Genomic DNA, 24,371 nt, shown 5'->3' on the forward strand with positions numbered 1-24,371 from the left:
TTCAATCTAACGGCTGCCTGGTTTTACGCAAGCTAACGTAAGGCAACTGATGTTGCTTATACTCTACACTGCCCGCACAGCTTGTTAAAAAGTTGTACAGGGTAACATGACTTGATTAATAAAACGCTTCACTGGCAAAGCGGTACTAGCCACTGCTGCGCCAGCAGTAACACCACGCCATAACGCGCACCTTTAGCGACCACAGTCCAGGCCAGTGCCCGCCACCAGGGCAGCCGAAAAACGCCAGCCAGTACAGTGAGGGGGTCACCAACAATCGGTGCCCAGGAAATCAGCAGGCTCAGCTCGCCAAAGCGGTGGTACCAGCCTTCCGCGCGCGCCAAGCTACGCGGCGATGCGGGAAACCAACGGCGGTCTTGAAACTGACGCGCATAGCGGCCCATCGCCACGTTGACCATGCTACCGATCGTATTGCCCGCCGTGGCCACCAACCACAGCGCCAGCGGCGGCTCACCGAGACACCACAGCCGCGCCAGCCACACTTCCGATCCACCGGGAATCAGCGTGGCGCTGGCCAGCGCGACCAAAAACAGACTTAACATTCGTTCAACGACCTAGGTTAACGCGGCACCTGCCCACCCAACTGCTGGGTAATTTCATCGGCCGTTTGGCGAACCAGCGCTCCCAGGGTGAGTAAGCGAGCCTCCGGGATGCGCGCCACCGGGCCTGACACCGAAATGGCTGCCAACGGCGCGCCGTGCTCATCAAACACACAAGCGGCCACGCAGTGCAGGCCAACGGCATGCTCTTCCCGGTCGCAGGCAAAGCCCTGAGCGCGGATTTGCTCTGTTTCCTTTTTCAGTGTGTCGGCTTGATAGAGCGTATTAGCGGTCACTCTTGCAAGTTCGTGCCCATTCAGCAACTGAGTCCGTTCATCATCAGGCATCCACGCCAGCAGTGCTTTACCTACCCCCGAGGCGTGCAGCGGCGCACGGGAGCCTAAGCGGGTGATCATGCGCATCATCTGCGGTGACTCGTGCTGCGCCAGAAACACCGCCGTGGCGCCATCACGGATACCTAAGTTGGCCGTTTCACCGGTTTCTGTGGTTAAACGGCGCAGAAAGGGACGACTTGTGGCCACCACGTCGCGGGCTTCAAGAAAGCTATTGCCGATACGAAAGGTTTTAACATCGATTCGCCACAGCCCCTGTTCGTTCTCCTGGGTGACAAACCCCTGGCTCTGCAAGGCTTGTAGCAAGCGGTGGGTGGTAGACGGGGCTAACTCGGCCATCTCTGCCACTTCTGAAAGGGCTAGCCCAAGTGGGCTGGCTGCGAGATGTTCCAGCAGCGTTAAGCCACGTACCAGCGACTGGCTATGGCCGCCGCTAGCTTTGGCGGTACTCGCCGGACGACCGACCGTCCTGCGTTTGGCTTCACTCACCTAGCTCTCTCCTAAAGGACGCTCTCAAAAAAACGCTCCCAAAAGCGCTCCTACTTACGCAAAGCGCCCCTGCTCAGGGCGGTCACGAAAAACACAAAGGGCGTCAGGATAACGTGACAACAGGGCAATTGTCGCGTTTACGGAAACGAATTCCATTCATTCGGCGATGGCACGTCAGAGATAGCACCTCAGCGATTCCGCCAGCGCGGTGGCCGCTTGGCAATAAACGCATCGATCCCCTCGCCCACATCCTCGGCCAACATATTGCAGGCCATGGTTTCCCCGGCAAAGGCGTAGGCTTCGTCGAGCGGCATGGCGAGTTGACGGGTAAACATGGCTTTTCCGGTGCGCACGGCAATGGCACTTTTGGCGCAGATGCTGGCGGTCAGCGCGTCCGTGGCCGCGTCCAGCGCATTGTCGTCTGCCACGCGGTTAATCAGGCCCCACTCGGCAGCCTGCTCAGCGCCGATAAACTCCCCGGTCAGCAGCATCTCCATGGCGCGCTTAGATGCCACGTTGCGGGAGAGTGCTACCGCCGGGGTGGAGCAAAACAGCCCCACGTTGATCCCAGAAACAGCAAAGCGAGCGCTGCGCGCAGCGACGGCCAAGTCACAGCTCGCCACCAGTTGGCAGCCTGCAGCGGTGGCGATGCCCTGCACTTTGGCAATCACTGGCACGGGCAGGTGTACAATCGCCTGCATCACGTCGCTACAGCGGGCAAACAGCGTTTGGTAGTAGGCTTTATCGGGGTTGGCGCGCATCTGCTTCAGGTCATGCCCAGCGCAAAAGGCTTTCCCTTCCGCCGCGAGGACAACACAGCGCACGCTGCTATCGTCAGCAATCTCGGTCAGGGCGTCATGAAGTGCTTCCAGCATGGCTTCCGAGAGCGCATTAAAGCGCTCCGGTGTACTCATGGTTAGCGTGGTGACGCCTTGATGATCAAGGCGTTGCAGAAGGGAAGCCGTTGACGATGGAGCTTCAGGAAAAGATCCCTCAGAAGAGCGTCGGTCAGAGGTGATGGGCATGGTGAACTCCTGGTATTGAGCAACTTTGCCCATCAGTCTAGCCCACAAGGCTTATCCAAGACCCCTGCCTACCGTGCCCTCGCTTATTTTTTCATTAGCCGGGTATCGCGGCCTAGGGGATGCGGCTCGCCGCGCTGTTTGGCTAGATCGATTTGGCGTTGGCGTTCGCGAGCGGCGGCGCGGGTCTTCTCCGGCAAAGAGTCGATGCAGTGTGGGCAGCTAATCCCCGGCTCGTAAGCAGAAGACTGCATATCTTCGGCAGAGATCGGCATGCGGCAGGCGTGGCACTGCTCGAACTCGCCTTTGCTTAAGTCGTGGCGAACCGTCACCCGGTTGTCGAACACAAAACACTCACCGCGCCACAGCGACTGCTCTTCGGGGACTTTCTCCAGGTAGTTCAGCACGCCACCTTTCAGGTGATAGACCTCTTCAAAGCCCTCTTTAAGCATAAAGCTGGAGGCTTTTTCACAGCGGATGCCGCCGGTGCAAAACATGGCCACTTTCTTATGCTTTTCTGGGTCGTAGTGCTCGCGCACGTACTCGGGAAACTCGCGAAAAGTGGTGGTTTTAGGATCGATCGCCCGCTCAAAGCTGCCAATCGCCACTTCGTAATCATTGCGGGTATCGATCACCAGCACTTCAGGGTCGGCGATGATGTCGTTCCAGTTTTCCGGCTCGACATAAGTACCCACGGTATCGTTAGGGTCGATATCCGGCACGCCGAGGGTGACGATCTCTTTTTTGAGTTTGACCTTGGTGCGGTAGAAAGGCGTTTCGTCGCAATAGGACTCTTTATGGTCAATATCCGTCAGGCGTGGGTCAGCGGTGAGCCATGTCAGCAGGGCGTCGATGCCTTCGCGGCTACCCGCCACCGTACCGTTAATGCCCTCTTTGGCGAGCAGCAAGGTGCCTTTGACACCGTTATTCAGCATGGTTTGGCGCAGCGGCTCACGCAGCGCTTCGAAGTCGTTCAGGGTGACGAATTTATACAGCGCCGCGACCACAATGGGCGGGGTATCGTTAAACTCAGACATGCTCTTGCTCCAGGTAGTCGCCCTCGCAAAGGGCGGACCGGGTTAAATGAGGGCAGGATTTTACTTGAAAGTTAATCGAAAGTTTAGCGGTAGCGACCTTATTTAATACGTCGATTTATTCGACAGGAACGTGCTGAAAGCTTCACCCCACGGAGGGTCAACAAGGCGTATATTGTCACTATTACCTTAACGCAACCTGCGGAGTACAGCATGATTATTCGTCGTTCCAACGAGCGGGGCTATGCCGACCACGGCTGGCTGCGCTCTTTCCATACCTTTTCGTTTGCCAACTACGTTGATCGCAACCATATGGGCTTTCGCGCCCTGCGCGTGATCAATGAGGATCGCGTTGCGGGCGGCCATGGCTTTGGCGCCCACCCGCACCGGGATATGGAGATTATCTCCTATGTGCTGGAAGGTGAAATGGAGCACAAGGACAACATGGGCAATGGCGAGGTGATGCGCCCAGGCGATGTACAGCGCATGTCGGCGGGTACCGGGGTGCTACACAGCGAGTTCAATCACTCCAAGGAGAATGAGCTGCACTTCCTGCAGATCTGGATCGAACCCAAGCAGCTCGGCATCAAGCCCAGCTACGAGCAAAAGGCCTTCCCTGTCGCTGAACGCCAAGGGCAATGGCGTTTAGTGGCTTCTGAAGAAGGTCGCGAAGGGTCAGTGAGCATCAACCAGGATGTCAACCTATATGCGGGTTTGTTTAATCCTGGCGAACAGGCAACAGCACCACCTTCCCGCTACGCTTGGCTGCATGTAGTGAACGGCGAAATGGAGGTTAACGGCGAGACGCTAAGCGCAGGCGACGCCGCGGCGTTTACGCCGGAAGAGTCGATCAGCCTCACGGGGAAAGAAGCGGGCGAAGTGTTGTTGTTTGATTTGGTCTAGCATTTGCCCACCCACCCAAGAACCAAAACTGCCCTTACATTAAAGGGCAGCCAACCGCCCGAGCAGCCTATCAACGGCAAGTACACTACTGAGCTACTACTCAATACCAGTGCAACCTACCCGCGAAAGAGCGTAATTACCACACCCAAAACCAAAAACACAACCCCCTCCTTTGTAAGAAATCTCTTAAAATTTTGTAAGTGATTCATGTAACTTGCCCGCCATGCGGGCTAAATTGGTTTAATTTCGCTTTTTTTTCGCTATCCTCACTCGTCTCTCATTTAACACATAACGTTTCAAGGAGCGGAGCGATGGCGGACAACACGGGCCTGCAGTTTACCCTGACCCTACCCGGCGTTGACGAGATCGCAGTAATTGATTTCACCCACCGTGAAGCGCTCTCCCAACCTTTCGAGCTGGCGCTTAACCTTGCCAGCCGCGATGGCAGCCTGGACGCCGCGGAGCTGCTGGATCGTGAGGCGGAACTGACTATCTGGCAGGATGGCGAACCGCTGCGCCGAGTGCACGGTATCGTCAGCGAGTTTGGTCAGGGTGACCGCGGCCATCGCCGTACCTTCTACTCGCTGGTGCTGCGCCCAGCGCTCTGGCGGCTTTCACTGCGTCAGAACTCGCGTATTTTCCAAAAGGTCGATCCGCTCACCATCATTAATACCCTGTGCGATGAGCGGGGGATTACCGATGTGGGATTTTCGGTAAACCGCGACCTAGCCGAGCGTGAGTACTGCGTCCAGTACCGTGAAACCGACCTCACCTTTATCGAGCGCCTGGCCGCCGAAGAGGGCCTGTTTTACTTCCATGAATTTGCAGAGGGTAGCCATCGGCTGATCTTCGCCGACGACCCGCAGGTACTGACCAACCTCGGCGAACGCACTTACCACAGCCGTGCAGGCGGCACCGCCCCCAGCCGCCATGTGCGCAAACTCAGCCATACCGCCCGTGTGGCGACCGCGTCCGCCACGCTGAAAGAGTACAGCTTTAAAAACCCCGCTTATGCGCAGTTGCATGACCACCTGGGGCGCGACGTAGAAGCCCATGGTCAAAACGCGGACTACGAACACTACGACTACCCTGGCCGCTATAAGCAGGACGCCTCCGGCCAACCGTTTACCCGTATTCGCCTGGAGCAGCTACGCCGCGAAGCGATGACCGCCAGCGCCGAAAGCGACCTCCCCGAACTGGCCCCCGGCCTGCGCTTTACGTTGATGGATCATGACAGCGATAGCCTGAATCGCGACTGGCAAGCCATTGAAGTGCATCACTTCGGCGAGCAACCCCAGGCGCTGGAAGAGGATGGAATGACGCACAGTGATGCGAGCGGCATGACGCGTTATTACAACCAGGTCACTCTTATCCCCGGCGATACGCCCTGGCGCGCCACCGCCAATCCCAAACCCCGGGTCGATGGTCCCCAGGTCGCTTTTGTTGTCGGCCCCGAAGGCGAAGAGATCCACTGCGACGAACACGGCCGGGTCAAGGTACAGTTCCCCTGGGATCGCTACGCAGAACCCAACGACACCGCCAGCTGCTGGGTGCGGGTTGCCCAGGGCTGGGCAGGTGGCGGCTACGGCAGTATCGCCATTCCGCGTATTGGTCATGAAGTGATTATCTCGTTTTTAGAGGGCGACCCCGATCAGCCGCTGGTCACCGGGCGCACCTACCACGCGGTGAATACGGCGCCTTACCCGCTGCCGGAACACAAAACCCGCACCGTCATCCGTACCCAAAGCCACAAGGCCGAAGGCTTTAACGAGCTGCGCTTTGAAGACGAAGCAGGCGAAGAGCAGATCTGGCTCCACGCCCAGAAAGACCTGGAGCTATTAACGCTTAACGACCGCACCGAAGAGATCCAGCACGACAGTCACCTCAAGGTGCATAACGACCGCATCAGCGAGATCGATAACGACGATCACCACACGGTGCATAACAACCGCCACACCAAGGTGGATGGCGACGACCACCTGATGATCGACGGCACTCGCCATGAAAAGATTGGCAGAGCACACCTGCTGGAAGCGGGACAGGAAGTGCATCAAAAATCAGGCAGCAAAACGGTGATTGATGCCGGAGCAGAGATCACCCTCAAGGCCGGGGGCAGCTTCGTTAAGCTCGACCCCAGCGGGATTACTATCGTTGGTGCTCAGGTCAAGTTCAACTCTGGCGGTAGCCCTGGGGTGGGGAGTGGTCAGGCGGTGTTGGATCCTTTGCGGCCCCGTGGTAGCGAAAGTGGCGTTGGCAACTATAACCAAGCATTCGTCGCTAAATGGAATGGCACGGATATACCCGCTGCCAATATGCGCTATCGCATTACTGATGCTCAAGGTGGTGTCGTTAAAGAAGGGCGCACAAACGAATTGGGAGAGACAGGGCTGACCGAAAGCGATGTACCTGGCCGCTTGCATATCGATATTTTGGGGGACTAAACGTGTCTACAAATGATGATGTTCTAGGTGCTGCTGATGCGGCCTATACCACTACAGACGACACACAGCCTGTCGCCGTTAATCTTCAGATTTGTAACAAGCACGTGCCACCAGCCAACGAGGCCTTTTTAGGCAACTGTGAGTGGTATTATCGCCCTCTCCATGATGAGTTTATTGATAAAAGCGGCGTTGCAAGCTGGGAAGCTCTTAAAGCCTGGGCCACCACCTGGAACCCTTTTGATAATGTTGACGTATTCCTCCGTTTTCTGGCGAACCGTGATGAAATGATTGCACCGGATAGCGCCCATTCTCACTGGTCACGGCACGCCAATTTTATGATGCGCCATATCGGCTGTGGTCACCTGCCGCCAGATTATTACATCAGCTATGGCTACTATTATTGTTATACCTATGGGGAGCGGCTTCAACCTCGTTTAAGCGACGCTGGGAAAACGTGGCTAGAAGACGCCCGTTACTTGTTGCAGAGCCATATAGAAGATGGCCTTAAAGACAATATGAAGGGCAATGAAATCACGGTAGTCTGCCGCCGCTACCCCAACCGTACCGTGCAGATGGAAGTCACACAATATGAACTGGAGGTCGATCCCATCACCTTCAAAACCTTTGCTTTTAATACCCATGTGCCAGCCTATCTTGATGCGGGCCTTGCTGACTTGCCGATCACTGATCTGATGCGAATTGGCACCCAGCCCAATGCTGAAGAATGGCTGGATGAGGAGACGTGGAACCAGGCTGTTGACAGCGGTATCGAGGTAGTCCGGGACAAGGCCAAAGGTGCCTGGGATGCAGTTTCGAACGCTCCGCAGGCGGTTTCTGAAGCCATCTATAACGGTGCTAGTGAAGGAGTCAGTGCTGTCGAACAGGCGCTCTCGCGCTTGATGCAGAAACTACGCTAGGAGCAACTATGCAACGATCTCGTTGGGCAATAGCAACTGTGGTCATTTTGGTAGCAGGGTACGTAATAGGGAGTGGCGGTATGTGGGAGCGTGTTAGTAACGATTTTATGAAGGAAGACACTCCCTACGGGCCAGGGGATTTTCGGATGCGCAATGAGCAAATCTTGTCAATGAAGCTCACAAACCCAGAAATAACATTTAAGCCACGAGAAGAGCGTAGCGATCCCAACAGGGCAGAACCTACAGAAGCGTGGATGGGTAATGTCAGTGAAAGAGCCAATCGCCGCACGGTACGCATCCTTAGTGGCTCGCTTGAGCAAGGCGTTGAACGGCGCTTTGAGGAGCCTGCTCAACAGGCCGACTGGTGGCTCTCCCCTGATTGGAATACCCTCTACCTCGCAACAGGGTGGATGGACTATCACATGAATCCTGCACCAGGCGAGCGCTACACGCCGCAACTCACCCAGCTATTTAAATCTACCGACCAAGGCGAGTCCTGGGAAAAATTACGTTGGCCCGAAGATCAAAATATTTCGACATTTCGGTTTCTTGATGCTCAGCGAGGCTATCTGATTGGCTGGGGACCACACGTATGGCGTACCGAGGATGGCGGTGAACACTGGGAAGAGATTCCTGTGCCAGCGGAATCGCGTGATCCGGAAAACGAAAGAAAGCGTTTCGATTTAGTCGCCCTCGGTCAGGATAACGTGCTGCGTATGGCGTTCTTCGATCAAGCGCGAGGCGAAAGCGTTATCTACGCACTGCCGTGGGGAGAAACCGAGCCACGCTTTGAAGTAGCGGTAGGCGATTACGGTGTAAACGATATTGCCGCGAATGAGCAAGGTGAGGTCTACATTCTCGCCCGTAAAGGAAGGCCCACCTCCTTAATGCCCAAAGAGCAGTTGGTACATCACCCTACTTCGATCTGGCACTGGAATGGTGATCAACTCACTGAGCTGCATGAGTTCGACAGTGATCTGGTAGGCTATGCCCTCTATATCACGCCGGAAGAAGGATTGTTGTTTGATGGCGTTAACGAAGGCAGCCTGCTGGGCAAAGACGTGACTGCGGTTAGCTACGATGGCGGCGCTGACTGGCGGATAGAGGATGAAGGCCGTAGCGCCCAAGGGGGCTACTACGACACCCGCACGGGCGAACGCTGGCGGGTAGCAGGCTATTCACTCTATCGGCGCGAGATTCCCTAAAGCGTGCAGCACTGTGGTAGCGGCAACCACGGCTTTCTGGCAAACTTCATCAATACTCTGAAGAAAAGCAGACTAAAACGGCCCCTACAATGAGGGGCCGTTTTGTACCGCTGACGCTACGTTTTAGCTATTCTGCGCCGAATAAAGAGCGCGAATCTTCAGCGTATGCTCCACCTGTTTTAATGCTTCCAGCGCCTGAGGGCCGTAAGCTTTATCTACGTCAATGACCACATAGCCGACTTTTTCATTGGTTTGCAGGTACTGACCGGAGATGTTGATGTCATTTTCAGACAACACGCGGTTGATCTGCGACAGCACACCCGGCACGTTGTCGTGAATGTGCAGCAGACGGTGCTTATCCGGGTGAGCGGGCAGCGCGACTTCAGGGAAGTTGACCGAGGTCACGGTGGTGCCGTTATCGGAGTAAGTGATCAGTTTTTCTGACACTTCGATACCGATGTTCTCCTGAGCTTCCAGAGTAGAGCCACCGATATGCGGGGTCAGAATCACATTCTCCAAGCCACGTAGCGGGCTCTCAAACTCTTCGTCGTTGCCTTTTGGCTCGACCGGGAAGACGTCGACCGCCGCGCCGTTGAGATTGCCCGCTTTAAGCGCTTCGGCCAGCGGTTCGATTTCAACGACGCTACCCCGGGAGGCGTTGATAAAGATTGCGCCAGGCTTCATGGCAGCAATCTCTTTGGCGCCGATCATCCAGCGGGTAGAGGCCAGATCAGGCACGTGCAGACTGATCACATCGGCGCGACCCAGCAGCTCTTCCAAGTTAGCCACCTGGCTTGCATTACCCATACCCAGTTTGGCGATGACATCATAGTAAATGACGTTAAAGCCCAGCGATTCGGCCAGTACCGAAAGCTGTGCACCGATGCTGCCGTAGCCCACGATGCCCAGGGTTTTACCCCGTGCTTCATGGGAGTTCTTCGCTGACTTCAGCCAGCCTCCCTGGTGGGCGCGGGCGTTTTTCTCAGGGATTCCGCGCAGCAGCATAATCGCTTCTGCCAGCACCAGCTCGGCCACCGAACGGGTATTGGAGTAAGGTGCGTTAAATACCGCGATGCCGCGAGCAAGGGCGGCAGTCAGATCAACCTGATTGGTGCCAATACAGAAACAGCCAACGCCGACCAGTTTTTCAGCCGCTTCGAACACTCGCTCAGTTAGCTGGGTGCGGGAGCGAATACCGATGAAGTGAACATCGCGGATCTTGTCGATCAGCGCGTCTTCATCAAGGGATGTAGGCAGATGCTCGATATTTTCATAACCGGCGTTGTGAAAATTGTCCACCGCACTTTGGTGGACGCCCTCGAGTAGCAGGATCTTGATCTTGCTCTTGTCCAGGGACGTTTTGGCCATGGCTGAATCAACCTCTATGGTCGGCGGCATGCGCCGTGTATCGGTTCACGGGAGGCGCATATCGTAGCACAACCCGCACCGTTCAGGCCGGGTGCGAATGATGAAAAGTCTGCGTGCAGACGATGAATAGATCGCAAGTCCCGCAACAAGCTGCACTGAAGAGGGCAGACGCCGCCCCCCAGCCTCGGTGTATACTGTGGGCTTATTTCAGCTTATTTAAAAACATACCGGTTTGTAGGCACCCCCAATGAGCGACACGACACCACCCCCGCAGGACTTTGCCGCGACGGTTGAGCAACTCGAATCTATCGTTGAACGTCTTGAGTCAGGCGAGCTCTCATTGGAAGATGCACTGACCGCGTTTGAACAGGGCGTGCGGCTAACCCGCGATGCCCAGCAGCGCCTGGATAGCGCCGAACTTAAAGTGCGGGCGCTAAGTGAAGACAGCGAAGGGCGCTTAAATGTAGCGCCCTTCGCTGGCCCCGACGACCCCAAGGATGCGGCCGAGGATGAGAGCAAGGAGACGCCCCCATGGTAGCCATGCAGCCTAGCCAGCTTGCCACCCTGCGCCAAACCAGCAATGCCCGCGTAGACGCTACGCTAGCGGCACTGTTTGATAGCCGCCCAGCGGTAGCGCCAAGGCTTGAAGCCGCCATGCGCCATGGCCTGCTGGCCGGTGGCAAACGCCTGCGCCCACTGCTGGTGTATATGGCCGGTCACGCGCTAGGTGCTGAAGAGAGCGCTCTGGACGCCCCTGCCGCGGCCATCGAGTTAATTCACGCCTACTCGTTGATCCATGATGATTTACCCGCCATGGATGACGACGACCTGCGTCGTGGTCAGCCCACGGTGCATAAAGCCTTTGATGAAGCGAGCGCGATTCTGGCCGGCGACGCCTTGCAGGCGCTGGCGTTTGAAGTACTGGCAAGCAACGCTCATCCACGGCTGGGCCATCTGGTGCACACCCTGGCTTCCGCCTCTGGACGTGATGGCATGGTGGCGGGGCAGGCGCTGGATTTAGACGCCGTCGGCGGCCACCCGGACGTCGATGCCCTGGCCCATATGCATGCGCATAAAACGGGCGCCCTTATTGTTGCCGCTGTGCGCTTGGGCGGTCTGGTTGCCGTTGAAGACTCCGACCCCCGTCTAACGGCGCTGACTCGCTACGCCCGCGCCATTGGGCTAGCCTTTCAGATTCACGACGACATCCTGGATGTGACCGGCGATACCGTTACCCTAGGCAAAACGTCAGGCGCCGATGCCGCACGCGCCAAGCCCACCTACCCCAGCCTGCTGGGGTTAGAAGGTGCTCAACGCAAAGCGCACAGTCTGATTGACGAGGCCATTGCCGCGCTCGCCCCACTGGGCGAACGTGCTGCACCGCTGGCCGACTTAGCCCACTATATGATCGAGCGCGACCACTAAAGATGCCCATGAAGCTGTTCGACGAAATCCCCCGCGAGCGCCCAACGACGCCGCTGCTCGACTCCTTTGAGCACCCCGCCGCGCTGCGGGCCATGAACGCCAAGCAACTCGCCCAACTGGCCGACGAGCTGCGCGCCTACCTGCTCTATAGCGTGGGTGTATCCGGCGGCCACTTTGGCGCCGGGCTCGGCGTGGTCGAGCTGAGCGTTGCGCTACACCACGCCTTCCATACGCCCCACGACCGTCTCGTCTGGGATGTTGGCCATCAGGCTTACCCGCATAAGATTCTCACCGGACGCCGGGAGATGATGCTGAGTATTCGCCAGCACGGCGGCTTGGCGGCGTTTCCCCGCCGCGCTGAGTCCGAGTACGACACCTTTGGCGTCGGCCACTCCAGCACGTCGATTTCAGCGGCGCTGGGGATGGCGCTGGCAGCCAAGGCACAGGGCGATAAGCGCCGTGTGTGCGCCATTATTGGCGACGGTGCGCTCACCGCTGGCATGGCCTTTGAAGCCCTGGCCCATGCGGGCCACGTAGATGCCAACCTGCTAGTGATTCTCAACGACAACGAGATGTCGATTTCCGAGAACGTCGGCGGCATGGCGACCTACCTAGCCCGTGTGCTCTCCAGCAAGCCGTACTTGAAAATACGCGAAGAGAGCAAAAAAGTGCTTTCGCACCTGCCCGGCGCACTGGAGCTGGCCCGGCGCACTGAAGAGCATATGAAAGGGATGGTCAGCCCCGCCACGCTGTTTGAAGAGATGGGCTTTAACTACGTTGGCCCCATTGATGGCCATGACCTGGACGCGCTCACCCAGACGCTTGAAAACCTGCGCGACCTGGACGGCCCCCAGTTTCTGCATATCAAAACAGTCAAAGGCAAAGGCTTTCTGCCCGCCGAAGCGGATCAGATTGGCTACCACGCCATTACCAAGCTGGAGAAGCCCAGCACATTAGCCAATACGACGGCGACCAAGAAACCGGTGGTGCCCCCCCCCCCGGCCAAGAAAAAGTACTGCAACGTGTTCAGCGACTGGCTCTGCGATATGGCAGACGCTGACCCGCGCCTGATGGGCATTACCCCCGCCATGCGCGAAGGCTCCGACCTGATTCGCTTCTCAAAAGAGTACCCAGAGCGCTATTTTGATGTAGCGATTGCCGAGCAGCACGCAGTCACCCTGGCTGCGGGTATGGCCTGCGAAGGCATGAAACCGGTGGTCGCGATCTACTCCACCTTTCTGCAGCGCGGCTATGACCAGTTGATTCACGACGTCGCGGTGCAGAATCTGGATGTTACCTTCGCCATTGATCGCGCGGGCTTGGTGGGCGAAGACGGCCCCACGCATCACGGCAGTATGGATCTCTCTTTCCTGCGCTGTGTGCCCGGCATGGTGATTCTGGCACCGGCGGATGAAGCCGAGTGCCGCGCCATGTTGAGTGCCGCCTATCACCACCCCGGCCCCGCCGCTGTGCGCTACCCCCGCGGCACCGGCCCAGGTGTGGAGATTCCCGCGCACCTTGAGCCACTGCCCATAGGTAAAGCGGAAGTACGCCGCCATGCCGCCAACGACGGGGTGCGTATTGCACTACTCGCCTTTGGCAGCCTCAATAGCGCCGCCGCTGAAGTCGCCGAACGACTCAATGCGACCCACATCAATATGCGCTCTATCAAACCGCTGGATCGCGATGCGGTGCTCCACGCCGCCGACGAGCACGAACTGCTGGTGACCCTGGAGGAGAACGTGGTTGCCGGTGGTGCAGGCAGCGCTGTCAATGAACTACTCCACGCCGAAGGCGTTCAGGTGGAAGTGCTCAACCTCGGTTTACCGGACGCTTTTGTGGAGCACGGCACACCGGCGCAACTGCTTGCCGACTGCCAGCTGGATAGCGATGGTATTGAGCAGGCTATTCGCGCCCGACTTCCGTAAGCCATTACTTTCACATTACTTTTGAGACCAACATGCTATTTCTGATTATTATCTTCGCCTTGATTGGCCTTGCGTTTGGTGGCCCGGTGGGCCTCCTGATTGGCGGTGGCCTGGGCTGGTGGCTAGGCAAACGCCTTAGCCGACGCCTGAATATCGCCCGAATGCGCATCCAGGAAGGCTTTCTGGAGTCGATCTTCTCGGTGATGGGTTGCCTGTGCCAAGCCGACGGCAAGGTGACCGACGGCGAGCTGGACATCGCTGAAAAGCTTTTTGACCAGATGCATCTTCAGGGCGAACAGCGTGCCAAGGCCCGCGCCGCCTTCGAACGTGGCCGCGCCGATGACTTTAATCTGGACGCCGAGTTGGCCAACGTAAACCGCCTCACCCAGCGCCAGCCGGTTTTGCGCCAGGTGTTTATCCAAGTGCAGCTAACCGCCATAGCGGCAGACGGTGTGCTTCATCCCGCCGAGCACGAAATGATACTGCGCGTTGCCCGGGGTGTAGGCTGTAGCGATGCGGAAGTCCAGCAGATCGAAGCGATGCTCCATGGTGCCGCCGCTAACTCCCAGGGCGCCAGCGAAGAGGCCCTCAAAGACGCTTACCGCGTACTCGGGGTTTCGGAAGATGCCAGCGATGCAGAGATCAAAAAAGCCTACCGCCGCCTAATGAGCCAAAACCATCCTGACAAACTCGCCGGCAAAGGCCTCCCCGAAAGCATGCGCGATGTCGCCCAAGCGCGTACCAGCGAAATCGGTAACGCTTACGAGCGGATCCGTGAGGCGCGGGGTAGCGCTTAGAGGTGGCTCTAATAGATAGCATCTAGATAATCGACAGCGACGTTCACGCCCGCTAGATTAAAGCATCGATTTTTCGCCAGGAGCACGCCATGATCACGCTATACACTTTCCCCCACTCCCGCTCGCTACGGGCAGCGTGGACGCTTGAAGAGTTAGGCCTTGAGTATCAATGCCAACACGTAGCGTTGGATAAAGGTGAGGGTCAAACAGCCGAACATTTGGCGCGCCACCCGGACGGCAAGGTGCCGGTAATTGAGGATGGCGAGCTCACTCTCTTTGAATCGGCGCCGATTTGCCGTTACCTGGCGGAGCAGTATGGCGATGGTACGCTGCTGCCCAGCGATCCCGCCGCCCGCGCTCAGGTCGACCAGTGGCTCAGCTTTATTGTCACAGAAATTGAGCAGCCACTGTGGAATCAGGCCAAACATAAATTTGCCCTGCCCGAAGATAAACGCATTACAGCTGTGCTGCCGACCTGCGCCTGGGAGTTTCAGCGTGCGTTAAGCGCACTAGAGCGTCGCTACAACGGTCAAGAGAACCTGGTGGGGAGTACTTTTACCCTTGCGGATCTGTTTTTAGCCCATACCTTATCGTGGGCTATCAGCATGAAGCACCGCTTACCCGAGCCGCTAATGGCCTATCGCGAGCGCCATATTCAGCGCGCCGCGATGGCTAGAGCAATTGAAAAAGAGCAGGCAGCGGCAAAGAGTTAATCGATATCTAAACGCTTTCAAAACCGTTGCTGGCAACGCATGGCAACGGTTTTTAACTAGCTTGGCTTGGCTTGGCTTGGCTTGGCTTGGCTTAAAAGCCTAGGTCATCTAGCAAATCGTCTACTTGATCCTGCCCTGCCACCACATCCGCCTTATTTTGGTTCACCTGCGGTCCGTTACGCAGTCTGGCATGCTCATCACGGTCATCTTCTACCTTAACGCCGTCGGTAACGTGGGGAACATTATCGACCAGCACCTGAACAAGCTGCTCTTCGATGAGCTTGATGACCTCCATCATTTTCTTGATCACCTGGCCGGTGAGATCCTGAAAATCCTGAGCCATCATGATTTCGAGCAGCTCTTTTTGAGTAGCCCCGGTTGCGCTGGGAAGCTTGCTGCTCAAAAAGTCTTGGGTATCTTCGACAAGCTTAGGATCGCCCTCTACCGCCGCAAGTTTGGCTGCTGCTAACTGCCAGCGCTTATTAAGTGCAGCGCCCTCTTCCTCAAGACCGTCTTGCACTGGTTGAGCACGTTCAACGGCATTTAATGCCCGCTCTGCTGCCTGCTCTGTCATGGAGGCAACATAGTTGAGCCGGTCATTGGCATCCGGAATTGCTTGCGCCGCCTGGCTAATCTGCTGATCTAAGCCCAGCTCTTTCATGCTGTCCCGCAGCAGTCGCGTTAAGTGGCCTATGCGGTGCACCATCTCATCAGTACTGTCTTTTTTGCCCAGTACCGACGGCATGGTCGTGTCGTGGGCGTTGTTAACAGTGCTCATGACAATCCTCTTGTTGGAAAATCTTGTTGAATGTCGTTTTGGGTGTGGCAATAGACATCGCTATGCGAACCCGCTGTGGTTTTTCAGGCCATTCGGCGTTAAATACGTCCAGGTCAGCATCTAACCCTAATACTACTTTCGGCTTAAGATCTTAAAACTTAAGTTAGTGGCTTAGTTTACAGAGGGATTCTACGACTTACAGGAATTTTCGACCCGTTAAAAAGCCAGCTAATAGGTAGGCAAATCTAAAAAGGCAGATGCTGCACTGATGAGTTGCATCCAAGACTAATAACCACTAGGCAGTCGAAACGTGGGGCAAAACGGCACTATAAACGGCAAAGTAGTGGCAGACGCTTCCGGCAACCACAAACAGATGCCAGATCGCATGGTTGTAGGGGATAGCGCGCACGGCGTAGAAAATCACGCCTAGTGTGTAGGTGATTCCTCCCGCGGCAAGCAGGGCAATACCCGTCGTTGAGAGACTCGCGGCCATTTCGCCTGACGCCAGCACGATCATCCACCCCATAAGCAGGTAAATCACCACGCGCAATATCGAAAAGCGCTGGGGCCATAGCAGTATGCAGGCAATACCCACCAGTGCCAGCGACCACACCGCGGTAAACAAAATCCAGCCCGTAGTGCCGCGCATGTTGACGAGTAAAAAGGGTGTGTACGTTCCTGCGATGAGTAGATAAATCGCACAGTGATCTAGTAACTGAAAGCGCTGCTTCCAGCGCTGGTGAGGGATGCCGTGGTAAAGGGTCGAAGCGGTATACAGCAGGACTAAGGTGGTGCCGTACAGGCTCAGGCTGACAATTTTCCACGGGTCGATATGGGCAGCAACACTTGCAGCCACCAGCAGTACGGTCATTCCCACCAGGCTAAGCACAGCACCAATACCGTGGGTGATACTGTGCAGCCACTCTTCAACAACGCTGAATTCGCCCTGCTCTTCAGCAGATACTTCAGATTGGTCACGTACAGCTTTCATTCTGAGGCTCTCCTGACATCTCATGCCTCACTCATATCACCCCTTGCGCTCAATATCCACATCGCTTGCGTGGGTAAAGTCGTCTAGCGCCATCATATGACCGAGCTTGCCCGCTTTGGTGGATAGATACTGCTCATTATGGGGGTTAAGGCCGGTGGTGATCGGCAGGCGCTCTACGACATTTACCCCATCCCGGGTGAGTGCATCCACCTTACGCGGGTTGTTGGTCATTAACCTTAGCGACGTTATGCCCAAATGGTTGAGCATCGGCACGCACAGGTCGTAGCGGCGCATATCAGCGCCGAAACCGAGCTGCTCGTTGGCTTCAACCGTGTCGGCGCCCTGATCCTGCAGATGGTAAGCACGAATTTTGTTCAATAGGCCGATGCCACGCCCTTCTTGGCGCAGATAAAACAGTACGCCCCGGCCCTCTTCCGCAATACGTTTAAGCGCTTCCTGCAGTTGGTAGCCGCAGTCGCAGCGCATGGAAAAGAGCGCATCGCCGGTCAAGCACTCGGAATGCACCCGCCCCAGTACAGGCTCATCACCGGTCACATCACCCAGCGTTAAGGCGATATGATCCTTGCCGGTGGCTTCATCTTCGAAGCCATGCATGGTGAATGTTGCCCAGGGCGTTGGCAGCTGGGAAGCGGCTATGAAGCGAATGGTCACAGGATACCTCGCGGATTAACCAAACGAGTGTTGGCAAAGTGGGCAGCTATTCTACCAGGAAGCGGCGCCCGCCTCACGCTGGCAAAGCGGCTTAAATCGATTAGTTAGGCGAGAAAAATTGACGGAGTGCGACGATTTTTTGCCACCGAGTACACCGCCCTGGCACTTATCTTCAAGTACAATTGCCTGCATACGTTCCCAAGTACTTACACCGAGTACAATGTGGGCAAATTTCTTAAGAGCAAGTTCTATGACCACTACACCGTTACAAAATGATCGTTTTCTTCGTGCATTAGCGCGGCAGCCTGTGGATCGCACCCCGGTGTGGATGATGCGACAGGCGGGCCGCTACCTGCCGGAGTACCGTACCAGCCGCGCCGATGCAGGCAGCTTTATGGATCTATGTCGCAACCATGACCTGGCCTGCGAAGTCACCCTGCAGCCCTTGGAACGCTACCCGCTGGACGCGGCTATTCTGTTTTCAGATATCTTAACCATTCCCGATGCCATGGGGCTTGGCCTGTACTTCGAAACCGGCGAAGGCCCTAAATTTCGTAAAACCGTGCGCACCCCAGAAGAAGTTGCCGCACTGAGCGTTCCAGATGCCGAGCGCGACCTGGATTACGTAATGCGTGCAGTGTCGACTATACGCCGCGAGCTGAACGGTCGCATGCCGCTGATCGGCTTCTCCGGCAGCCCCTGGACCCTGGCAACCTACATGGTGGAGGGCGGTTCCAGCAAAGACTTCCGCCATCTAAAAACCATGCTCTACGATACCCCGGATACCATGCACCAGTTGCTGGATACGCTGGCCCATGCGGTGACTGACTACCTGAATGCCCAAATTCGTGCGGGTGCGCAGGCGGTGCAGATTTTTGATACCTGGGGCGGTGCGCTCTCGACTCCGGCTTACCTTGAGTTCTCGCTGCGCTATATGGAGCAGATCGTTTCCGGCCTAATCCGCGAACACGACGGACGCCACGTACCGGTCATTCTGTTCACTAAAAACGGCGGCCAGTGGCTTGAGCATATCGCCTGCGCCGGTGCCGACGCGCTGGGTATCGACTGGTCAACCGAACTTTCTGATGCGCGCGCTCGTGTTGGTCACAAAGTAGCGCTGCAAGGGAACCTGGATCCTAACGTGCTGTTTGCTCGCCCCTCGGCTATCCGCGCCGAAGTGGCTCGGGTGCTGGAGAGCTACGGCCACGGCCCTGGCCACGTGTTTAATCTGGGTCACGGTATCAGCCAGTTTACCAATCCCGATAACGTCACTGCTTTTATGGAGGCGCTGCACGAACTCAGCCCGCAGTATCACCGCGATATCCCAACGCACTCAAACGCACAGCACTCAGGAGCCAATTGATGAGCGATTTACGCGACGACCAGTGGTTTACCGAAGTCTTTGATAGCCACGGCAGCGCCTTCTCACTGAAGATCTCTGCAAAGTTGCTGGATGTGCAGAGCGAGTACCAGCATCTGGAGGTCTACGCCACCGAGACCTACGGCAACCTCATGGTGCTGGATGGCTGCGTGATGCTGACCGATCGCGATAATTTCCTCTACCACGAGATGATTGCACATCCGGCGCTGTTCACCCATCAAGATCCCAAGCGGGTGGTGATTATCGGTGGTGGCGACTGCGGCACCTTAAAAGAAGTGCTGCGCCATCCCGGGGTTGAGAAAGTCACCCAAATTGATATTGATGAGGAAGTTACCAAGGCGTCTGAGCGCTTTTTTCCGTCGTTGGTAGAAGCGAATAACGACCCCCGCGCCGAGTTGCTGTTCGCCGATGGCGTCAAGTGGGTGGACGATGCACCGGATGAGAGCATTGATGTGCTGATTATCGACTCCACCGACCCGGTTGGGCCTGCTGAAGGGCTGTTCAAAACCGACTTTCTCAAGCGCTGCCACCGTATTTTGAAAAGCGGCGGCGTCATGGTGCAGCAGAGCGAATCACCGCTTTACCACACGGGTTCGATCATTCGTGAGTTACGCCACGATATGCTTGAAGCGGGTTTCGACAGTGTTGCTACTTTGCCCTTCCCGCAGCCGGTTTATCCATCAGGTTGGTGGAGCGTGACACTGGCGGGTAAAGCCACCGATGTGAATACGTTCCGCGAGCAGGCAGCCGCCAGCCACGGCCTGCCCCTTGAGTACTACAGCGTTGAAGCCCACCGTGGCGCCCTCGCTCTACCACCATTTATGCGCAAGACCTTTGCAGCCGAGTAAACCCTCGGCCGTTTTGCCCACCTTTTCCTCACCGCCCATTTCGACTTGCCCCACAAAGGTGCAAGCTGGAGTGGGCGCTTGCCTTTCTTGCACCTAGACCTTCGTCTCGAATTCGTTGAGTAGCGTTGAAAAGCGCTGAATTAACGCCTGTACCCTTGTTGGCATCTTCCTTGCTAGGTTTAGTTACATGCTACGGCATGCACAACTATTTCAATGACTGATTTCAATAATCAATTTCAAGAACTTCGAGGGAAACTAAATGTTCAATAAAAAACACCTAGTGCTGCTGGCGTCTGCTGGCTCACTTAGCCTGGCGGGAATGGCAACTGCGCAAGCCGACACCTTGGAAGATACCATTGAGCGTGGCGCCGTTCAGTGTGGTGTGAGTGATGGTCTGCCAGGCTTCTCAGCGCCGGATGACGACGGTAACTGGCAAGGCCTGGACGTTGATGTTTGCCGTGCAGTGGCGGCAGCGGTTCTTGGCGATGCAGATGCGGTTAACTACATTTCCCTCAATGCGGTTGAACGCTTTACCGCCCTGCAGTCGGGTGAGGTTGATGTACTTTCTCGTAACACCACCTGGACAACGACCCGTGACACCACCCTGGGCCTAAACTTCACCGGGGTTAACTTTTACGACGGCCAGGGCTTCATGGTTTCCCGTGACCTGGGTATTACCGGTGCCGATGAGCTCGACGGTGCATCCATCTGTATTCAATCGGGTACTACTACCGAGCTGAACCTTGCTGACTACTTCCGTGCTAACGACATGGAATTCAATCCGATCGTATTTGATACTTCTGAGCAAACAGTGGGTGGTTATCAAGCAGGCCGCTGTGATGTTCTGACCTCTGATACCTCTCAGCTAGCCGCACTGCGTATTCAGCTAGACGACCCTGAAGCGTCCATGATCCTGTCTGAAGTGATCTCCAAAGAGCCGCTGGGCCCCGTGGTTCGTCAAGGCGACGACCTTTGGTTCAATATCGTGAAGTGGTCACTGTTCGCCATGATTAACGCCGAAGAGTACGGCGTCACCAGCGAAAACGCAGAAGAGATGCTGAACTCTGAAAACCCCGATGTTGCTCGCCTGCTAGGCCAAGACGGTAACTACGGTGAAGGCATGGGCCTTGAAGCAGACTGGGCTTACAACATTATTAGCCAAGTTGGTAACTACGCTGAAAGCTTTGAACGTAACGTGGGTATGGACTCTCCGCTTGAAATTGAGCGCGGTGTTAACGCCCTGTGGAACGACGGTGGCTTCCAGTACGCTCCCCCGATTCGCTAAGCGTCTCGCTTGACCCCGGCCCGCCCTCTCTCACGTATCTGTTCCGAGAGTATGGGCGGGCCATTTGATTGACCTTCCGTATTGCGGAGACGCCACCCATGTCTGTAAGACCTAACGCTCGCCCCGTCGGCCAAAAGCCGCCGTTTTGGCGAGACCGCGCAAAGCGCGCACTTATTTTCCAGCTCATTTTAGTCGCCGTTGTGGCGGCTTTCCTGATCTATATTATCGGCAATACCCAAGCCAACCTGAACGCCCGCGGCATCACGACAGGCTTCGGCTTCCTGGGCAATACAGCCGGCTTTGGTATTGGTCAAAGTTTAATCGAGTACTCCTCCCAGAGCACCTACGGCCGCACCTTCATAATCGGCTTGCTCAACACGCTACTAGTAGGCGGCCTAGGCGTATTAGCCGCTTCGATTATTGGCTTTATCGTCGGTATCGCGCGGTTATCGCCCAACTGGCTGATCGCAAAACTAGCCAACGCTTATATTGAAACCTTTCGTAACATCCCGCTGCTGCTGCAAATTTTCTTCTGGTACTTTGCAGTACTGCGGACGCTACCCAGCGCCAGAGAGAGCATGGCATTTGGTGAAGCCATCTTCCTAAATGTTCGCGGGCTCTACCTGCCGCAACCGCTTTTCGAGTCAGGCTTTGGGCTAATTCCTGCGACCTTTGTGGTGGCAATCATCGCTAGCATTGCGCTGGTCATTTGGAACAAGCGCCGCCACGAAGCCACCGGCAAGCGCTTGCCAGTGTTCTGGATGTCGGTGGTGATTATTTTTGGCCTGCCGCTGCTGGTATTAGTAGCCACCGGTGTACCGGTCACCTGGGAGATGCCGGTACTTCGCGGCTTTAACTTTGGCGGAGGCATCACCATTATCCCTGAGTTTTTGGCTCTATGGCTGGCGCTATCTATCTATACGGCCTCCTTCATTGCGGAGATTGTGCGCTCAGGCATCCAAGCCATCCCCCACGGCCAAACGGAAGCCGCCCAAGCATTGAGCTTGCCACGCAACCTGGTTCTACGCCTCGTCGTGATCCCACAAGCCATGCGCGTCATCATCCCGCCGCTCACCAGCCAATACCTGAACCTGATTAAAAACTCATCCCTGGCCACCGCCATCGGCTACCCCGACCTGGTATCGGTTTTTGCCGGCACCACGCTCAACCAGACCGGTCAGGCAATCGAAGTAATTGCCATGACCATGGCGGTTTATTTGATCATCAGCTTGCTGGTGTCCATGTTCATGAACTGGTTCAACGCTCGCGTTGCGCTGGTCGAACGCTAGGCCGGAGGCGACCCCATGATTCACAATAAAGAAACCATACCTCAGCAGCCGGCTCCGAAAGGCACCATCGGCCCGATTGCCTGGCTACGTGGCAATCTGTTCAATGGCCCCATCAATAGCATTTTTACGCTGTTGGGCCTCTACGTGCTGTATCTACTCGTGGTACCAACGGTTCAATGGGCATTCATTGATGCCAACTGGGTAGGCGATAGCCGCGAAGACTGTACCCGGGCGGGCGCCTGCTGGGTATTCGTTAACGCACGCTTTTCCCAATTTATGTACGGCCTCTATCCAAGTAGTGAGTACTGGCGCGCCAATATCGTGTTCGCCATGTTTGCAGGCATTATTGCCTGGATGGTCATTCCACGGCTGCCGTTCAAGCGTTGGATGGCACTGTTTGCCCTGCTGATCTTCCCCGTGATTGCCTACGTGCTGCTACACGGCGGCTATTTTGATCTACCCCGGGTTTCCACCCACCGCTGGGGCGGATTGATGCTGACGCTGCTACTGGCAAGCGTAGGGATGATTGGTGCGCTTCCTATCGGCATCGTACTCGCCCTTGGGCGACGTTCGAACATGCCTATCGTCAAAACGTTCTGCGTGATCTTTATTGAGTTTTGGCGCGGCGTGCCACTGATCACCATTCTGTTTATGGCCTCGGTGATGCTCCCGCTGTTTCTGCCGTCAGAACTTAGCGTGGATCGCCTTGTACGCGCCTTGATTGGCCTTACGCTGTTCCAAAGCGCCTACATGGCCGAAGTGATACGCGGTGGTTTACAGGCGATCCCCAAAGGGCAGGATGAAGCGGCTGCGGCACTGGGCATGACTTATTGGAAACGCATGGGGCTGATCGTCATGCCTCAGGCGCTAAAAATGATGATTCCCGGTATCGTCAACACCTTTATCTCGCTGTTTAAAGACACCACCCTGGTCATGATCATCGGGCTGTTTGACCTGCTGGGCATTGTGCAAGCGGCGCTTTCCGACTCGCGCTGGCTGGGCTTCTCGATAGAAGGGTATGTATTTGCCGCGTTCGTGTTCTGGATTTTCTGTTTCAGCATGTCGCGCTACAGCCAGTACTTAGAGCGCAAGCTAAACACCGGCCATAAACACTGACGCCGCATCTCATTACGTTTTCAGTAGGATATCAACATGACACAAGCAGCCACCAACACCTCTGACACCAGTACTTCTGACCTGATGGTCGAGATGCGCAACGTAAACAAGTGGTACGGCGACTTTCACGTACTGCGGGATATCTACCTGGAAGTAAAACGCGGTGAACGTATCGTGGTTTGCGGGCCTTCGGGCTCAGGTAAATCAACGCTGATTCGCTGCATTAACCATCTTGAAGAGCACCAAAAAGGTGAAATCGTGGTCGGTGGTATACCGCTGACACAAGACGTTAAGCGCATTGAACAGATCCGCCGCAGTGTCGGCATGGTGTTTCAGCACTTCAACCTGTTTCCTCACTTAACGGTGCTGGAAAACTGCTGTATCGCACCGATGTGGGTACAAAAGAAACCCCGCAAAGAGGCCGAAGCGCTGGCGATGGAGTACCTGGAGCGGGTGCGCATTGCCGAACAGGCGACTAAATACCCAGGGCAGCTTTCGGGTGGTCAGCAGCAGCGCGTGGCGATTGCCCGCTCACTCTGTATGCATCCGGATGTGATGCTGTTTGATGAGCCCACCTCTGCCCTTGATCCTGAGATGATCAAGGAGGTGCTGGACGTGATGGTGGAGCTGGCGGAAGAGGGCATGACGATGATCTGTGTCACCCACGAAATGGGCTTCGCCAAGAAAGTGGCTGACCGGGTAATCTTTATGGATCAGGGGCAAATCATTGAAGAGAATGCACCGGAGCCGTTCTTCAACAACCCGCAGTCTGAGCGGACTAAGCTCTTCTTAAGCCAGATTCTTGGCCATTAATCCACAGCCCCAGCAACACAACAGCTGTGGACAAGTCAGCAATCAT

The 24,371-nt window shown here is 56.2% G+C and carries 23 protein-coding genes; 15 read left to right on the plus strand and 8 right to left on the minus strand.

The genetic code is table 11. The features are described from left to right. Positions 1-128: 128 nt before the first annotated feature. From ACFIOZ_RS20625 to ACFIOZ_RS20640, 4 genes are all read right to left on the minus strand, one after another. Positions 129-560: a YqaA family protein gene (locus ACFIOZ_RS20625; protein ID WP_386080919.1), complete on the minus strand. Its 432-nt coding sequence runs from the start codon at positions 558-560 to the stop codon at positions 129-131. Positions 561-577: 17 nt separating this feature from the next. Then, positions 578-1,399 carry an IclR family transcriptional regulator domain-containing protein gene (locus tag ACFIOZ_RS20630; protein ID WP_386080921.1) on the minus strand — a complete coding sequence of 274 codons (822 nt, stop codon included), beginning with the start codon at positions 1,397-1,399 and terminating at the stop codon, positions 578-580. A 188-nt stretch (positions 1,400-1,587) separates the two neighbouring features. Continuing rightward, the gene (locus ACFIOZ_RS20635) at positions 1,588-2,424 is read right to left on the minus strand and encodes an enoyl-CoA hydratase (RefSeq protein ID WP_386080923.1); all 837 of its coding nucleotides are present in this window, start codon (positions 2,422-2,424) and stop codon (positions 1,588-1,590) included. 83 nt (positions 2,425-2,507) lie between these two features. Next, the gene (locus ACFIOZ_RS20640) at positions 2,508-3,458 is read right to left on the minus strand and encodes a rhodanese-related sulfurtransferase (RefSeq protein WP_226246460.1); all 951 of its coding nucleotides are present in this window, start codon (positions 3,456-3,458) and stop codon (positions 2,508-2,510) included. A gap of 210 nt (positions 3,459-3,668) precedes the next feature. Here ACFIOZ_RS20640 and ACFIOZ_RS20645 point away from each other — a divergent pair, with 210 nt between their 5' ends. From ACFIOZ_RS20645 to ACFIOZ_RS20660, 4 genes are all read left to right on the plus strand, one after another. Further along, positions 3,669-4,358 carry a pirin family protein gene (locus ACFIOZ_RS20645; protein ID WP_386080925.1) on the plus strand — a complete coding sequence of 230 codons (690 nt, stop codon included), beginning with the start codon at positions 3,669-3,671 and terminating at the stop codon, positions 4,356-4,358. Positions 4,359-4,669: 311 nt separating this feature from the next. Beyond that, entirely contained in the window at positions 4,670-6,799 is a 2,130-nt protein-coding gene (locus ACFIOZ_RS20650) for a type VI secretion system Vgr family protein (RefSeq protein ID WP_386080927.1), read from the plus strand. Between the two features lie 2 nt (positions 6,800-6,801). Continuing rightward, on the plus strand, positions 6,802-7,716 hold the full coding sequence (locus ACFIOZ_RS20655) for a hypothetical protein (protein WP_386080930.1): 915 nt from the start codon (positions 6,802-6,804) through the stop codon (positions 7,714-7,716). An 8-nt stretch (positions 7,717-7,724) separates the two neighbouring features. Beyond that, positions 7,725-8,921, plus strand: a complete 1,197-nt coding sequence (locus ACFIOZ_RS20660; RefSeq protein ID WP_386080932.1) for a WD40/YVTN/BNR-like repeat-containing protein — start codon at positions 7,725-7,727, stop codon at positions 8,919-8,921. Between the two features lie 123 nt (positions 8,922-9,044). On the opposite strand, the gene serA is transcribed toward ACFIOZ_RS20660, so the two are convergent. Continuing rightward, the gene (gene serA / locus ACFIOZ_RS20665) at positions 9,045-10,289 is read right to left on the minus strand and encodes a phosphoglycerate dehydrogenase (protein ID WP_386080934.1); all 1,245 of its coding nucleotides are present in this window, start codon (positions 10,287-10,289) and stop codon (positions 9,045-9,047) included. A 247-nt stretch (positions 10,290-10,536) separates the two neighbouring features. On the opposite strand from serA, the gene ACFIOZ_RS20670 reads away from it, so the two are divergent. The 5 genes from ACFIOZ_RS20670 to ACFIOZ_RS20690 all read left to right on the plus strand — a co-directional run bounded on the left by ACFIOZ_RS20670 (position 10,537) and on the right by ACFIOZ_RS20690 (position 15,152). Then, positions 10,537-10,827, plus strand: a complete 291-nt coding sequence (locus tag ACFIOZ_RS20670) for an exodeoxyribonuclease VII small subunit (protein ID WP_035581875.1) — start codon at positions 10,537-10,539, stop codon at positions 10,825-10,827. Continuing rightward, the gene (ispA, locus tag ACFIOZ_RS20675; RefSeq protein WP_386080936.1) at positions 10,821-11,714 is read left to right on the plus strand and encodes a (2E,6E)-farnesyl diphosphate synthase; all 894 of its coding nucleotides are present in this window, start codon (positions 10,821-10,823) and stop codon (positions 11,712-11,714) included. Before ACFIOZ_RS20670 ends, ispA begins: the two co-directional genes overlap by 7 nt. 2 nt (positions 11,715-11,716) lie before the next feature. Beyond that, positions 11,717-13,642, plus strand: a complete 1,926-nt coding sequence (dxs, locus tag ACFIOZ_RS20680) for a 1-deoxy-D-xylulose-5-phosphate synthase (protein ID WP_386080938.1) — start codon at positions 11,717-11,719, stop codon at positions 13,640-13,642. Positions 13,643-13,674: 32 nt separating this feature from the next. Next, on the plus strand, positions 13,675-14,439 hold the full coding sequence (djlA, locus tag ACFIOZ_RS20685; RefSeq protein WP_386080940.1) for a co-chaperone DjlA: 765 nt from the start codon (positions 13,675-13,677) through the stop codon (positions 14,437-14,439). 89 nt (positions 14,440-14,528) lie between these two features. Continuing rightward, complete coding sequence (locus ACFIOZ_RS20690) at positions 14,529-15,152, plus strand: glutathione S-transferase family protein (protein ID WP_386080941.1); 624 nt, start codon at positions 14,529-14,531, stop codon at positions 15,150-15,152. 91 nt (positions 15,153-15,243) lie between these two features. Here ACFIOZ_RS20690 and cheZ read toward each other — a convergent pair whose 3' ends face one another. From cheZ to ribA, 3 genes are all read right to left on the minus strand, one after another. Continuing rightward, positions 15,244-15,930: a protein phosphatase CheZ gene (gene cheZ / locus ACFIOZ_RS20695; protein ID WP_386080942.1), complete on the minus strand. Its 687-nt coding sequence runs from the start codon at positions 15,928-15,930 to the stop codon at positions 15,244-15,246. Positions 15,931-16,225: 295 nt separating this feature from the next. Continuing rightward, entirely contained in the window at positions 16,226-16,921 is a 696-nt protein-coding gene (gene trhA / locus ACFIOZ_RS20700) for a PAQR family membrane homeostasis protein TrhA (protein ID WP_386080944.1), read from the minus strand. A gap of 36 nt (positions 16,922-16,957) precedes the next feature. After that, on the minus strand, positions 16,958-17,593 hold the full coding sequence (ribA, locus tag ACFIOZ_RS20705) for a GTP cyclohydrolase II (RefSeq protein ID WP_113270480.1): 636 nt from the start codon (positions 17,591-17,593) through the stop codon (positions 16,958-16,960). Between the two features lie 250 nt (positions 17,594-17,843). Between ribA and hemE the strand changes: the two genes are divergently transcribed. The 6 genes from hemE to ACFIOZ_RS20735 all read left to right on the plus strand — a co-directional run bounded on the left by hemE (position 17,844) and on the right by ACFIOZ_RS20735 (position 24,325). Then, on the plus strand, positions 17,844-18,956 hold the full coding sequence (gene hemE / locus ACFIOZ_RS20710) for a uroporphyrinogen decarboxylase (protein WP_386080947.1): 1,113 nt from the start codon (positions 17,844-17,846) through the stop codon (positions 18,954-18,956). Then, entirely contained in the window at positions 18,956-19,822 is an 867-nt protein-coding gene (speE, locus tag ACFIOZ_RS20715) for a polyamine aminopropyltransferase (RefSeq protein ID WP_386080949.1), read from the plus strand. The genes hemE and speE overlap by 1 nt, the downstream gene beginning before the upstream one ends. Before the next feature lie 259 nt (positions 19,823-20,081). Beyond that, the gene (locus tag ACFIOZ_RS20720; protein WP_386080951.1) at positions 20,082-21,107 is read left to right on the plus strand and encodes an amino acid ABC transporter substrate-binding protein; all 1,026 of its coding nucleotides are present in this window, start codon (positions 20,082-20,084) and stop codon (positions 21,105-21,107) included. Positions 21,108-21,205: 98 nt separating this feature from the next. Beyond that, on the plus strand, positions 21,206-22,396 hold the full coding sequence (locus tag ACFIOZ_RS20725; RefSeq protein WP_386080952.1) for an amino acid ABC transporter permease: 1,191 nt from the start codon (positions 21,206-21,208) through the stop codon (positions 22,394-22,396). 15 nt (positions 22,397-22,411) lie between these two features. Continuing rightward, a complete protein-coding gene (locus ACFIOZ_RS20730) occupies positions 22,412-23,512 on the plus strand; it encodes an amino acid ABC transporter permease (protein WP_386080953.1) in 1,101 nt (366 codons plus the stop codon). Positions 23,513-23,596: 84 nt separating this feature from the next. After that, the gene (locus ACFIOZ_RS20735) at positions 23,597-24,325 is read left to right on the plus strand and encodes an amino acid ABC transporter ATP-binding protein (RefSeq protein ID WP_386084148.1); all 729 of its coding nucleotides are present in this window, start codon (positions 23,597-23,599) and stop codon (positions 24,323-24,325) included. Positions 24,326-24,371 lie beyond the last annotated feature (46 nt).

Origin of the sequence: Vreelandella sp. F11, assembly GCF_042466685.1 — a bacterium.
GTDB lineage: Bacteria > Pseudomonadota > Gammaproteobacteria > Pseudomonadales > Halomonadaceae > Vreelandella.

Coding starts and splice junctions, on each gene's coding strand:
- ACFIOZ_RS20660 (WP_386080932.1), top strand. CDS start 7,725: ATGCAACGATCTCGTTGGGCAATAGCAACTGTGGTCATTTTGGTAGCA.
- ACFIOZ_RS20735 (WP_386084148.1), top strand. CDS start 23,597: ATGGTCGAGATGCGCAACGTAAACAAGTGGTACGGCGACTTTCACGTA.
- ACFIOZ_RS20720 (WP_386080951.1), top strand. CDS start 20,082: ATGTTCAATAAAAAACACCTAGTGCTGCTGGCGTCTGCTGGCTCACTT.
- dxs (WP_386080938.1), top strand. CDS start 11,717: ATGCCCATGAAGCTGTTCGACGAAATCCCCCGCGAGCGCCCAACGACG.
- ACFIOZ_RS20690 (WP_386080941.1), top strand. CDS start 14,529: ATGATCACGCTATACACTTTCCCCCACTCCCGCTCGCTACGGGCAGCG.
- cheZ (WP_386080942.1), bottom strand. CDS start 15,930: ATGAGCACTGTTAACAACGCCCACGACACGACCATGCCGTCGGTACTG.
- ACFIOZ_RS20640 (WP_226246460.1), bottom strand. CDS start 3,458: ATGTCTGAGTTTAACGATACCCCGCCCATTGTGGTCGCGGCGCTGTAT.
- ACFIOZ_RS20730 (WP_386080953.1), top strand. CDS start 22,412: ATGATTCACAATAAAGAAACCATACCTCAGCAGCCGGCTCCGAAAGGC.
- ACFIOZ_RS20650 (WP_386080927.1), top strand. CDS start 4,670: ATGGCGGACAACACGGGCCTGCAGTTTACCCTGACCCTACCCGGCGTT.
- ACFIOZ_RS20725 (WP_386080952.1), top strand. CDS start 21,206: ATGTCTGTAAGACCTAACGCTCGCCCCGTCGGCCAAAAGCCGCCGTTT.
- hemE (WP_386080947.1), top strand. CDS start 17,844: ATGACCACTACACCGTTACAAAATGATCGTTTTCTTCGTGCATTAGCG.
- ACFIOZ_RS20645 (WP_386080925.1), top strand. CDS start 3,669: ATGATTATTCGTCGTTCCAACGAGCGGGGCTATGCCGACCACGGCTGG.
- ACFIOZ_RS20670 (WP_035581875.1), top strand. CDS start 10,537: ATGAGCGACACGACACCACCCCCGCAGGACTTTGCCGCGACGGTTGAG.
- trhA (WP_386080944.1), bottom strand. CDS start 16,921: ATGAAAGCTGTACGTGACCAATCTGAAGTATCTGCTGAAGAGCAGGGC.
- ACFIOZ_RS20625 (WP_386080919.1), bottom strand. CDS start 560: ATGTTAAGTCTGTTTTTGGTCGCGCTGGCCAGCGCCACGCTGATTCCC.
- ispA (WP_386080936.1), top strand. CDS start 10,821: ATGGTAGCCATGCAGCCTAGCCAGCTTGCCACCCTGCGCCAAACCAGC.
- serA (WP_386080934.1), bottom strand. CDS start 10,289: ATGGCCAAAACGTCCCTGGACAAGAGCAAGATCAAGATCCTGCTACTC.
- speE (WP_386080949.1), top strand. CDS start 18,956: ATGAGCGATTTACGCGACGACCAGTGGTTTACCGAAGTCTTTGATAGC.
- ACFIOZ_RS20635 (WP_386080923.1), bottom strand. CDS start 2,424: ATGCCCATCACCTCTGACCGACGCTCTTCTGAGGGATCTTTTCCTGAA.
- djlA (WP_386080940.1), top strand. CDS start 13,675: ATGCTATTTCTGATTATTATCTTCGCCTTGATTGGCCTTGCGTTTGGT.